Raw genomic sequence first — 12,222 nt, 5'->3', positions numbered from 1 at the left:
TATCCAGGCCCAACTACTGGAACTACTCGACGTCGATCCAACCCGACCACGCTGGCTGGACACTCGATTCCCCACCTGCGAAAGACGGGCCTAGTGCGGTGGCGATGGCGAGGCTGGCGAGATGACGTTGGCGCACGGAAGACCCCCCTGTGGACCGGATGCTGGAGGCTTCCTGCGCATGCGACAGAAAGCCGGGCACATCCTCCTCTCGATCTTCACACTTGTCACTTCGCCCTATGCGGTCGGCCTGGGCCGCCTTCTCGTCGGCCGCAGCGTTGAAGCCCGCCCCTGACGGAAATCATCCCGCTACACTCACCGCGCGCAGCCTCTGACCAGGCAAAACGTCGAAGTCCTGCTGGAGTACTAGCCGTCAGCGCGTAGCCGGGTCGGGGCGGCGTCCATGTAGAGGCGCCCACCAGCGGCGGGGACGGTTGGTGTTCGGGGACGCCGGGGTGGGCGTCCCCGAACACGGGTGGCCTTGCGGCCGGGCCGGCTCCGCTGCAATCGGTGCGCGGCCGTGTTCCCGGAGGTGGTGTTGGGCTGTGACCGGGAGGGCGGGTACCAATCTGCCGTGGCCTGGGTGGGAGGTGCTCTGGTCGCGATGGGATGGAGCGGACATGAGGCGGATTCAGTCGGAAGGTGGCGGCCACTTTGGTGCTTTGACCAGCATGGATGTGCCGGGCGGTGCCGCGCTTTGTTGCACCGACGTTCGGACAATCATGAAAAAATGAAGATGACGTGATTTCGGGCAGAAAAACGGACAAGCGCCAGCCCTCCCTCGCCCGCCCGGAATGACGCCATGCGCTTTGAGCTGTGGAAACCCCGGCTGGCTGGGCCTGGTTGTTTCAACGACCGGCGATGAGGGGCGCCGTCATTGCGTTCCGGGGGTCGGGCGTGTTGAAGACTGGCCCGCACGGTGCGGGAGAGGACTGCAACCTCCCCGTGCCTTCCTTGTCGGTTGGGCTGCCAGGGTGGGGAAGGACTTCGAGATGAGCGTTCTGCGGAAGCACCGCAGGGCCAGGAACAGTGACCAGCCGGTGCCGGCCGCCGCGGTGGTCCTTGCGGTGGCGGTGCTGGCGGTGTTCGTCGTGCTGACGGCGATGGGCCTGTCGGTCGAGACGGTCATCGCGCTGTCGAGCGCGGCCGTGGTAACGGCGGCGGAGCTGGTGAGGCGGATCGTGGCCGCCTCCGCAGGGCGCAGGCGCGGGTGAGCCGACGTGGTGGGAAGGCCGAAGAAGGCGGTCGCTGAAGGGGCGGCCGCTCGGGAGCTGGCTGAGTATCTGGAGGGGCTGCGGGCGCGCTGTGGGAAGACGTACGCCCAGATGTCCGAGGAGTCCTCGCCGCGGGTGTCCGTGGCGACGTTCTCCCGGGCGTCGTCGGGGACACGCCGGCCGCAGTTGGACGTTGTGCGGGCTTTCGTGCGCGCGTGTGGTGCGACGCCGGCGGAGCTGCGGAAGGCGGAGCGGTTGTGGCGCGGGACGCCGGTCCGCGCAGCTGGCCCGCGAGAGCCGCAGTCCGTTGTCAGGTGGCGTGAGCCTGAGGCGTTGGGTGAGCCGCAGCACCTGGGCGAGCTGATGCGCACGGCGCGGGCGTTGAGCGGCAGTCCGTCGTTGCGGGTGATGGAGCAGCGGGCGGCGGATCTGGATCTGAGGCTGTCGAGGAGCACATTGGGGGAGGCGTTGCGGATGGGCGCGGCGGTGCCGACCGAGCGGGTGTTCTGCGGCTTCATGCAGATGATCTCGGGTTTCGCCGGGTCGCCCGCGTCCCGGTACGGCGCCGCAGTTTGGGAGGAGTTGTGGAAGCGGGCTGTGACCGGGCGGTGTCCGCAGGCCGTCGTGGGTCCGTCTTCGGCCGCCCCGGCGTGGGCTTCGCCAGCGGCCGCATCGGCTGCTGAGGGAAGCGGCAGGTCTACGGTCGTACGCCGGGGCCGGGGCGAGCCGCCACGGGTCTGGGTGCGGCCGGGACCGTTGCGGGAGTTGCGGGACTGGCTGCACGGGCTTCTACTCAAGGCGGGAAAGCCTTCGATGGCGGAGGTCGCGGAGGCGGTGCGGCTGGACGACTCGCTGGAGTCGGCTCCCGGCAAGGGCGCGGTGAGCCGACTGCTTCGCTCCTCCACTCCTGGGGCACTGGGCGACACGGTGGCGGTGGCGGTGGTCCTGGCCCGGATGGCGGGGGAGAACCCGGTCACGGTGAGTGAGAAGGCCCGGGACCTGTGGGTGCGGGCGAAGGCGGAGGCACCGTATGGGATCGCGTTGAGCGAGGTAGCGGATCCTCTGGCCCTGGGCGTTCACAAGGCGTTCACGGTCCAGGCGGCGAACGGTCCGTTGCCGGTCCTGCCGCCTTATGTTCGGCGGGAACACGACCATGCGATCGGTGAGGCCGTGCGCAGGACCGTCGACGGGCAGAGCGCGATGGTCCTCGCGCGGGGGCACCGGGCCACCGGTACGACGCGCACGTGCTGGGAGGCGCTGAGGGAGGTTCCCGGAACCTGGCGCTTCTGGTCGCCTGCAGACCCGTCGCGGTTCGAGCTGGTGGTGGAGGCGATCTCTCAGGCCGGCCCGAACTCTGTGGTCTGGCTCGACCGCATCGAGCGGTTCCTGGATCCCGCTCAGTGTCACCTGGCCGGGGATGTCCATGCTGAGCTGCGGGAGTTGCTGCACGATCCTGGTCGGGCACCGGTGCTGGTCATCGGCACCGTCTCGGCTGACGCCGGCGTTCTGACCCGTGCGAACGGCCAGACCCCGGGCACGGACGCGGCAGTGCGCACCCTGATCGAGGACTCGGCGGTCGATGTTCCGAACCGCTTCACCGCGGACGAGCTGGCGTTGCTGGCGGATACCGCGGGGCGGGACCCCCGTCTCGCCTTGGCCAGCGCCGAGGCTCTTGGTGCCGTGGCGCGCTTCCTGTCCACCGACCGGAGCCCGAGCCCGCTGATCGAGCCCCAGAACTTCCGCACCGCGGTGGACCAAGGGGACACCCACACCTTGCTGATGGGAGGAGCGCTCCTGCAGCAGTCCGGACGCCTGGGGGAGGCCGCCATCTGGTACCAGCGCGCGGCGGAGGCGGGCGACGCCCAGGCGCTGGAGCCCGCGGCCGCGATGCTGAGTGAGAACGGCACGTCCTACGAGGCGGTCCGGTGGCTGCGCATGCTGGCGGAGGCCGGTGACGCGGATGCCGCCGTCACTGCTGCCCGACGGCTTCTGCGGGAGGGACGGGACGACGAGGCGGTCGAGCACTACCGGTTGGCGGCGGTGATCGACGGGACGAGCCGCACCCTGCGGCCGGCGGCCGCGCTGCTGCGGCGTACCGGGCAGGTGGAGCAGGCCGTGCGCTGGCTGCGGGACCTGGCCGCGCAGGGCAATCCCGTCGCTCTGCGTGAGGCTGCGCACCTTCTGTGGGAGGAGGGCGACACCACCAGGTCCCTGCGTTTCTATGCGGAGGCCGGATCGGCCGGGGACCTGGAGGCCTGGAGGGACGCCGCGGAGCATCTACAGGGCTTGGGCCGCGACGATGAGGCGATCATGATGTACCAGGCGGCGGTCAACAACGGGGACGAGCTCAGCATTCTGCCGCTCGCTGACCTCTTGGCCACGGTGGGGCAGCAGGACAAAGCCCTGGAGATCTACATCGGGGCCGCAGAGAAGAAGGTTGAGACCCCGGGGGAAGGCAAGACCGAGGTCCAGCCGAACATGGCCGCGATCCGCCGGGCAGCCGCGCTGTACCGGCTGACCGAGCGGCCTGACGAGGCACTGCACTGGTTCCGTAAGGCGACCGAATACGGCGATATGACCGCATACATGCAGATCGGGCTGATCCTGCGGGGAAAGTGCGACATCGCCGGGGAAGCCGCGGATCTCGAAGTCGTGGACGGTGCAGTCACCGCGTTCACGAAAGCTGCCGCTGTGGGGGAGCGGCACGCCCACCGGGAGGCTGCGTGGATCCTCTTGAAGTACCGCGGCTGGGCCGCGGCTGCGGCCTGGCTCCAATCCCGCGTGACGGCGGGCGATCGCCGGGCTCTGCGGGAGATGGCGGACTTTCTCCGGGAAACCGGCCGGACCGAGCAAGCCCTGGAGTGGTACGCGAAGGCGGCTGAGCAGGGAAGCCGCTCATCAGCCAGTCACGTCTTGCGCATCCGAGCGCAGGGTGCGCTCGGCGGCGCCGCTGCCGAGCGTCTCCCAGGTGAGGGCGCCCCCCGCAGCGACCGTAGCGACTGAACCCGGATCAGCAGCGGAGTGCCCATCCCGGCGGGTGCGGGCCCTTGGAGGCCACCCGGACTGGTTTCGAGCAGTTCCTGATCGTCAAGGACCGTGCCGCCGTTGCCCAGACCGGCACCGTGACGATCCCGCTCGACACCACCGGCCTCACCGTCGCCCCGCAGCAGGATGGTTCCATCCAGCTGCTCGACAAGGCGAGCGGCAAGACCACGGTCCGGATCCCGGCCCCCGTCATGTGGGACGCCGTCGTCGACCCGCCCTCGCAGGAGCACCTGAACCGCGGCGCGGTCACGATGGAGCTGCGCGGCCGGGGCGCCGACACCGAGTTGGTGTTCACTCCGGACGCGGCCTTCCTCGCGGACGCCAGGACGCAGTTTTCGGTCACCATCGACCCGGTGGTGGACGTCGGCACGACATTCGACACGTACGTCCAGACCAATGAGAACTTCGACGCCTCCGCGTCAACGGATCTCAAGCTGGGCAGCTACGACGGCAAGGTCGTGGCCCGGTCGTTCCTGACCATTCTGGGCGGCCCGTTCAACGGCAAGCAGATCCTTGCGTCCTCACGGGTGCCGGAGCGGAGCGATGTGGAGGGGGAAGGGTGGGTTGTAGTGGTCCGGGGAGCGGGTGGTAGCGGTGCGTAGGGTAGGACGGTTCGGGCGCAGGGGGCGGCACAGGATCGTGCCATCATGGTTACTGACTGGTAATCGGATGATGTCCAGTCAGTGATCCGTGTAATACCGTAAGGAGTCACCCATGCGTCGACGCATGACCGCCCTCGTCCTGACCGCAGCCTTGGCCGGCGGCGCCCTGGCGACGGTTGCCCAGGTCGCCTCCGCCCAGCCGGCGGCTGCCGCCTCGATCAAGGTCGACCTCAACAAGATGCGCCAGCAGGTCGCCGAACTGCGTCAGAAGGCCGACCGACTGGACCGCGCGGGCCAGCACGACGTGGCGCGCAAGACCCGTGCCCAGGCCGACGCGCTGCAGCGCCGGATCAACCAGATCGAAGCGGCCGAGCGGGACACCACCCACCACTTCTGATCTCCGGCGCTCCCGGCGGTCGCCGGTTCCGGCGGCCGCCACGCGACCGGTACCGTCCGCTCCGCCCTACCGGGCCGACGCGGGCGGCGCCGTCCGTGCCGGCCCCGTTCATCCGCGGGCTCGTGCCGTCGGGCCGTCCAGCACGTGGAAATCCCGGTGCTGGTGCGAACCGGGGCTGCTAGACAGGCCCCGTATAACCGACCAGATCGTGTTGCGCGCCGCCACCCCCGACGAGGTCCCCGCCCTGCTCGCCCTCTGAGCCCGGCGGCCAAGGGCGCCAGCATCACGGACGACGAGGCGGGCGTCGCCGCGCTGCTCGCCCGCGATCCCGACTGCCTGGTCGTCCCACACCCGCCGACGACCCGGCGACCCTGCTCGGCACCGTGATCGTCGGCTGGGACGGCTGGCGCTGCCACCTCTACCGCCTCGCCGTCGATCCCGCACACCGCCAGCGCGGCATCGGCGCCGCCCTGCTGGGGGCCGCCGAGGAGCGTTTCGCCGCGCTCGGCGGCCGCCGGGCCGACGCCATGGTGCTGGACGACAACGCCCTCGGCCACCGCACCTGGCAGGCGGCCGGCTACCGGCCCGAGCCGCAGTGGAGCCGCTGGACCAAGCCGTTGCCGGCCTGAGCCCGGCTCGCTGCACCGGCCCGCCGCCCGGCTGCGCGGCTGAACGGGCTCAGCCGCGCAGCCGGGCCAACCATGCCTCCGCCTCGTCGGAGCGGTGGGGCAGCGCCGCGGAGAGGCTTTCGTTGCCGTCCTCGGTGACCAGGATGTCGTCCTCGATCCGCACCCCGATGCCCCGGTACTCCTCCGGCACCGTCAGGTCGTTGGGTTGGAAGTAGACGCCCGGCTCGACCGTCAGCACCATGCCCGGCAGCAGCTTGCCGTCCACGTGCTCCTCGGTGCGCAAGTGGGCGCAGTCGTGGACGTCGATGCCGAGCATGTGGCCGGTGCCCGCCAGGGCGAAGCGGCGGTGCAGGCCCAGCTCGTAGACCTTGTCGGCGGTGAGGTCGCCGAACAAGCCCCAGGACGTGAGGTGTTCGGCGAGTTCGCGCTGCGCGGCGTGGTGGAAGTCGCGGAAGTCGGCGCCGGGCCGCACCGCCGCGATGCCCGCCTCCTGCGCCGCTTACACCGCGTCGTAGACCCTGCGCTGCAGGTCGGTGAAGCGGCCGGAGACCGGCAGGGTGCGGGTGACGTCAGCGGTGTACAGCTCGTTGGTCTCCACGCCCGCGTCGAGCAGCAGAGATCGCCGGGCTTGGCCCGGCCGTCGTTGCGCACCCAGTGCAGGGTGCCCGGCCTCCACCACGGCGAGTGTCGTGGGCAGCGCGGCGGCGCAGGCGTCGTGGTTGTCCCAGGCCACGTAGTGGGCCCGGCCCTGAAGAGCCAGGTCCAAGTAGCGGTCCAGGACGCCGAGCCGGCTGAGCGCCTCGGGTACGGCCAGAGCCACGATTTCGACGCGGTAGCCCGCCCGCCGGTACGCGGCGATCTCGGCGAAGAACTCCTCGGGGCGGCCCAGCGCCGCTTCCACCACCGCATCGAACCGGCCCTCCCGCACGAGCGCCTCCAACCGGGCCTGCCACCCGTAGGTGTCCGTGCGCACCAGCACCCCGGCCGTACGCACATCCTCAGCCAGGAACCGCGCGTAGTCGGGGTGGACGGCCTTGTAGCCGTCGCGGTCCACCCGCACCGCACCACCACGCCGCGCCAGCGCCGCGTGCACCAGGTCCACGACGAGTGTCTTGCCGAAAGGGCGGCCTGCTCCAGCGCCGCAGTGCTCTCGGCATCCGACAACGCCGCCGGGGCAACGTCCCGCTCCTTCCACCCGCTACTCCTCCGCTTCAGGCTTCGACGGACGGTCTCGGCCCAGAGCCGACTATAGCGGGTACGGGTACGGGTACGTACCCATTGGAGGATGCGGGTACGTACCCGTATCCTGGTGCGGATCGAGAGGAGCATCACCCAATGGCCGACGCCAATGTGCGCATCCCCGCCGAGACCCGCGACCGCCTTGCTGAGGTCGCCGCCGCCGAACACCTGTCCCTGCGCGCCTACCTGGCCCGCCTCGCCGACACCCTGCTCACTCCTGCCGAGCGCGCCGAGCGTGCCGAGCAGGCCCGCCAGAGGCTCGCCGCCTGGAACGGTTACAGCCCCGACGCCACCGACACCCAGCAGCTGGACGCCGAACTCGACCGCCGCCTGGCCCAGGCAGGCGGCCAGTGACCGACCTGCACGTCGTCCTCGACGACACCGCCATGGTCGCCGCCGGCCGCGGCAACCTCCTCGCCTCCCGCCTCATCCACCGCGCCCACGCCGAACCCGGCTGGTACCTCTACGCCCCGGCCTGCGCCCTGGTGGAAGCCGACCGCGAACGTCCCGGTACCGCCGAACACCTCGCCGCCCTCCCCGGCCTCACCGTGCTCGACCTCGACCTCGCCGCCGCCCTGGCGATCGCCGCCGACAACACCTGGGCCCAGGCCCACACCCGCTACGCCGCCACCCCGACCCCGGAGCGCCCGGACGGCGCGGTCGTCGCCACCGTGGACCCGGCCCGATGGAAGGGCCAGCCGGTTCGGATCATCGATCTGACACCCTGACCTTCCGAACTGGCGGCCGCCCCGGTCCCGTGAAATTCGCTCCTCAACAGCGGCGAACGCGGAGACCGGCTGCGGCCCGGGGGTCTTACGGCTGAAGGCAGGAGCGGCTTGCCCGCCGCATCGCTCTCCCACACGTGCTGATGCCCGGCGGCGAGCTCGCCGAGCAACTGTTCCTCGATCCGTTCCAGCACGCGGTAGCAGGCCCTGCGCTCCCGAAGCTGGCGCGAAGTGACGGATAGCTCTCTCTGGGCCGAACGGTTGGGTGAGGAGTGCCCATGAGGGACCATGGACCTGACGGGGTGTCGACCCATGGGGAGGCTGGCGGATGGCGGGGCGGGGTCCTTCACGGCAGGAGCTGATCCGGCGCTGGCGCCAAGCCGGATTCATCGGACGGCAGGGCGAGCTGGCACTCTTCAAGGACACCCTTAGGCGGTCCGCCGAGGAGTCGCCGCAGTTCCTGTTCCATATCCGCGGTCCGGCTGGTGTCGGAAAGTCCACTCTGGTCCGGCAGTTGGAGAGCGCCGCCAGGGAAGCCGAGGCCTGCACCGCCTACGTCGACGAGTCGGTGGGCGACGTCGTCGAGGCGATGGAGACGATCAGCCTCCAACTGGCCCAACAGGGCTCCGCCCTCAAGGACTTCGACAAGCTGCTGGCCACCTACCGACAGCGCCGATACGAGGTCAACGCCGAACCGGCGGCCGGCGAGACATCGGGAAGCGGCGGCGGACAGTCGGGAACCCCGTCCCCGGGCAGCCTGATCGCCTCCAAGCTCGGCCTTGTCGGGCTCGGCATGATTCCCGGAGTGGGCGCGTTCACCGGCGCGGTCGACGCCAAGGAGATCGCCGCCGGGGCCGATCGGGTCAAGGCTGTGCTCAGCGCCCGTCTGCGCAGCCACGAGGACGTCCAACTCGTCATGTCCCCGCTGCAGGTTCTCACCCCCGTCTTCCTCCGCGACCTGGCAGAGGCGGCACGACGCCGACCCTGGCTGGTGCTCTTCTTCGACACCTACGAGCGCATCGGTCCGCTACTGGACGAGTGGCTGCGCAATACCCTGGTCAGCGACCGGTACGGGGACATGCCCGCCAACGTTTTGGTGGTCCTGGCCGGGCAGGGACAGCTGAATCGGCAGTGCTGGGAGGACTGGCTCGACCTGGTCACCGATCTCCCACTGGACGTCTTCACCGACACCGAGGCGCGCCAGCTCCTGGCTGCCAAGGGCATCAATGACGAGCGCGTTATCGGAGTCATCCTGCAGCTATCCGGGCGGCTTCCGGTCCTGGTCTCCACTCTCGCTGAGGCCCGCCCCACCAACCCGGCCGATGTCGGAGACCCGAGCGGCACCGCCGTCGAGCGCTTCCTCCGCTGGGAAGCCGACCCCGCCCGCCGCGCCGCCGCCCTGGCCTGCGCCTTCCCCCGGGAACTCGACGAGGATGTTTACCGCGCCGCCGCGGCGACCGAGGAGGCCAACGAACTCTTCGGCTGGCTGCGGTCGATGCCCTTCGTCACCGATCGCGCTGGCAAATGCCACTACCACGACGTGGTCCGCACCGCGATGCTGCGCCTGCAGCGTCAGCAGTCTCCGCAGCGCTGGCAGGAACAGCACATCAGACTGGCCGACGCCTTCGCCCGGCAGCGGGCCGCCCTTGAGCCGGCCACCGGTCCCGCCGACAGCTGCTGGACCGACGAACGCTGGCGCGGCCACCGCCTGCAGGAGACCTACCACCGTCTGTGCGCCGGCCCCCACACGGCCCTGGCTGACGCCCTCCGAGAAGCGCTCGACGCCTACGACCACGACACGACCACCCTGCGCCGCTGGGCTCAGACGCTGGCCCAGGCTGGCTCGGACAGTGACGTCCCGACCCTGCGCGACTGGAGCCGCCGCCTCCTGGACGCCATGGAAACCCCCACCCCCGGCATCTCCGCCCTCACCCTGATCCTCTCCTGCAGCGCACTCGACACCGACGGCCGGGTACATGCCCTGATCCTGCGCGGTGACTCCCACCAGATGGCGGAGGAGTACGGGCAAGCCCTGTCCGACTATGCGGCGGCTCTCGCTCTGCAGGAAGAAGCCGTCCGTGCCGTCCGCGGCCGCGGAGAGACATACCGTCTGTTGGGCCGGAACGAGGAAGCGCTCGCCGAGTTCACCCGCGCCCTCGAGCGGGATCCGGACCACGTCTGGACCATCGGGAGCCGTGGGCAGACGTATGGCGCGATGGGCCGGTATGAGGAGGCGCTGGCGGACTTCGCGCGCGCCATCGAACTCGATGAGAAGGCGTGGACCATCGCGTGCCGTGGGCAGACGTATCACGTGATGGGCCGGTACGAGGAGGCGCTGGCCGACTACTCCCGCGCCACCGAACTCGATCCCGAGAGTGCGTGGATCACCGCCTCGCGTGGCGAGACACACCGGCTTCTGGGCCAGTACGAGGAGGCGCTGGCGGACTTCGCGCGCGCCATCGAGCGGGATCCGGACGACGCCTGGACCATCGGGAGCCGTGGGCAGACGTATGGCGCGATGGGCCGGTATGAGGAGGCGCTGGCGGACTTCGCGCGCGCCATCGAACTCGCTCCCGAGAAGGCGTGGGTGTACGGCAACCGTGGGCAGACGTATGACTTGATGGGCCGGTATGAGGAGGCGCTGGCGGACTTCGCGCGCGCCCTCGAACTCGAGCCCGACTACACGTGGGTGTACATCCGCCGTGGGCAGACCTACCGCGTCCTGGGCCGGTACGAGGAGGCGCTGGCGGACTTCGCCCGCGCCGTCGAGCTCCAGCCCGAGAATGTATGGGCTTTCGCTGGCAGAGGGGTGACCCTCCGCTACCTAGGCCGGTACGAGGAGGCACTAACCGACCTCACGCGGGCCCTCGAACTCGACCCTGACAACTCCTGGTTTCGCTACGAGAAGGCAGTCGTGCTCCACGCCCTCGGACATCCCGACCGCGACGCGCAGCTGGCCCGGGCGCTCGACCTCCTCGCGCCGGGATCGGCCGCGGCTGGCGAGGACGAGATCCCGGACAAGGGCAACCTCTTCCTCGTCAGCTGCCTTCTCCCGGGCAGGGGCGAGGCCGAGCGCCGACTGGCGGACTTCCTCGACAGCGGCCCGTCCCGCGGCCAGGTCGGCGAGCTGATCGCCGCCGTCACTAGCCTGGTTGACGTGATCCCTTCGGAGGCGGCCCAGTTGACGTCCTTCGTCCGGCGGCTGGAGCTGCTCTGGTGACCCATCCCTCACACGCCTCGTGTGAACGGGCTCGAGAACTGTCGGGCGAGCGCGGCCTGGTCGTAGGTGTCACGTAGAACCTGGTCGGCGGCCCGCTAGTGTCCTGAGTCTCAGAAACACTTCATAACTACGACTTGGGTTCCGGAAGGCGGTTCAGGTAGCCGGCGAGGCGTTCGAGGATCTCGTCGGCGGTCTTGGTCCACGCGAACGGCTTGGGGTTCTCGTTCCAGTGGGCGATCCACTCGCGGATGTCCTTCTCCAGAGCCTGGACGTTCTTATGGACGCCGCGGCGTATCTGCTTGTCCGTCAGAAGGCCGAACCAGCGCTCGACCTGGTTGAGCCAGGACGAGCTGGTGGGCGTGAAATGCATGTGGAAGCGCGGGTGCGCCAGCAGCCACTTCTGGATCGCGGGCGTCTTGTGGGTTGCGTAGTTGTCACAGATCAGATGGACGTCGAGCTCGGCGGGGACCTCCTTGTCGAGCTTGGCAAGGAACTTCTTGAACTCCGTTGCGCGGTGGCGCCGGTGGAGGGAGCCGATGACCTCGCCGGTGGCGGTGTTGAGTGCCGCGAACAGGGTGGTGACGCCGCCGCGCAGGTAGTCGTGGGTGCGGCGTTCGGGCATGCCGGGCATCATCGGCAGGACCGGGGCCGAGCGGTCCAGCGCCTGTATCTGCGACTTCTCGTCGACGCACAGCACGATGGCCCGCTCGGGCGGGTCGAGGTACAGGCCGACCACGTCTCGCACCTTTTCGATGAACTGCGGGTCCTTGCTCAGCTTGAATGTGTCCACGAGGTGCGGCTTGAGACCGAAGGTACGCCATATCCGCGAGACGGTCGACTGGCTCAGCCCGCTCTCCTTGGCCATCTCGCGAGTGGACCAGTGTGTGGCTCCCTTCGGAGTCGTCTCCAGGGTCCGCACAATCACGTCCTCGACCTGCTCGTCGGTCACTGTGCGGGCAGGGCCTGGCCGTTTCTCGTCGGCCAGGCCCTCCAGCCGGTTGGCCGCGAACCGCTTTCGCCACGTGGCTACCGTGGTCGGATGGATCCCAAGATCCTTGCCCTGTGGGGCTCGTAAAGTCATCGCTGCAGGTGGAAGGCCGTGTCCAGGGCTGGTCGGTGGTGACTGGGATGCTGCGCGGATGATCGTGTCTCTG

At 69.7% G+C, this 12,222-nt stretch carries 7 protein-coding genes and 4 pseudogenes; 9 read left to right on the top strand and 2 right to left on the bottom strand.

Going from position 1 to position 12,222, the window contains the following annotated elements; all coding sequences use genetic code 11:
* Positions 1 to 989 precede the first annotated feature (989 nt).
* The 6 genes and pseudogenes from ACH4J0_RS41930 (at position 990) to ACH4J0_RS41905 (ending at position 5,884) form a co-directional block, all read left to right on the top strand.
* The gene (locus ACH4J0_RS41930; RefSeq protein ID WP_396246457.1) at positions 990 to 1,211 is read left to right on the top strand and encodes a hypothetical protein; all 222 of its coding nucleotides are present in this window, start codon (positions 990 to 992) and stop codon (positions 1,209 to 1,211) included.
* 6 nt (positions 1,212 to 1,217) lie between these two features.
* A pseudogene (locus tag ACH4J0_RS41925) lies at positions 1,218 to 1,442 on the top strand (helix-turn-helix domain-containing protein); the annotation flags it as partial.
* A 102-nt stretch (positions 1,443 to 1,544) separates the two neighbouring features.
* Positions 1,545 to 4,214: a tetratricopeptide repeat protein gene (locus tag ACH4J0_RS41920; RefSeq protein ID WP_396246459.1), complete on the top strand. Its 2,670-nt coding sequence runs from the start codon at positions 1,545 to 1,547 to the stop codon at positions 4,212 to 4,214.
* 44 nt (positions 4,215 to 4,258) lie between these two features.
* Positions 4,259 to 4,858: a hypothetical protein gene (locus tag ACH4J0_RS41915; protein WP_396246456.1), complete on the top strand. Its 600-nt coding sequence runs from the start codon at positions 4,259 to 4,261 to the stop codon at positions 4,856 to 4,858.
* Positions 4,859 to 4,970: 112 nt separating this feature from the next.
* Positions 4,971 to 5,255, top strand: a complete 285-nt coding sequence (locus ACH4J0_RS41910; RefSeq protein ID WP_396246455.1) for a hypothetical protein — start codon at positions 4,971 to 4,973, stop codon at positions 5,253 to 5,255.
* Positions 5,256 to 5,460: 205 nt separating this feature from the next.
* Positions 5,461 to 5,884: pseudogene (locus ACH4J0_RS41905) on the top strand (GNAT family N-acetyltransferase).
* A gap of 49 nt (positions 5,885 to 5,933) precedes the next feature.
* Here the strand turns inward: ACH4J0_RS41905 and ACH4J0_RS41900 are convergent.
* Positions 5,934 to 7,079 (bottom strand): annotated as a pseudogene (locus ACH4J0_RS41900) (M24 family metallopeptidase).
* 140 nt (positions 7,080 to 7,219) lie between these two features.
* Between ACH4J0_RS41900 and ACH4J0_RS41895 the strand changes: the two are divergent.
* The 3 genes from ACH4J0_RS41895 (at position 7,220) to ACH4J0_RS41885 (ending at position 11,068) form a co-directional block, all read left to right on the top strand.
* Positions 7,220 to 7,477 carry an Arc family DNA-binding protein gene (locus ACH4J0_RS41895; RefSeq protein ID WP_396246454.1) on the top strand — a complete coding sequence of 86 codons (258 nt, stop codon included), beginning with the start codon at positions 7,220 to 7,222 and terminating at the stop codon, positions 7,475 to 7,477.
* A 5-nt stretch (positions 7,478 to 7,482) separates the two neighbouring features.
* On the top strand, positions 7,483 to 7,851 hold the full coding sequence (locus tag ACH4J0_RS41890) for a hypothetical protein (protein WP_396246458.1): 369 nt from the start codon (positions 7,483 to 7,485) through the stop codon (positions 7,849 to 7,851).
* A 325-nt stretch (positions 7,852 to 8,176) separates the two neighbouring features.
* Entirely contained in the window at positions 8,177 to 11,068 is a 2,892-nt protein-coding gene (locus ACH4J0_RS41885) for a tetratricopeptide repeat protein (protein ID WP_396246453.1), read from the top strand.
* Between the two features lie 127 nt (positions 11,069 to 11,195).
* Here ACH4J0_RS41885 and ACH4J0_RS41880 read toward each other — a convergent pair.
* Positions 11,196 to 12,122 (bottom strand): annotated as a pseudogene (locus ACH4J0_RS41880) (IS630 family transposase); the annotation flags it as partial.
* Positions 12,123 to 12,222: the final 100 nt, after the last annotated feature.

Source organism: Kitasatospora sp. NPDC017646 (assembly GCF_044329365.1).
Classification (GTDB): Bacteria; Actinomycetota; Actinomycetes; order Streptomycetales; family Streptomycetaceae; genus Kitasatospora.
The sequence above is the reverse complement of the archived record's forward strand: the minus strand, read 5'-3'. Positions and strand labels throughout refer to the sequence as shown.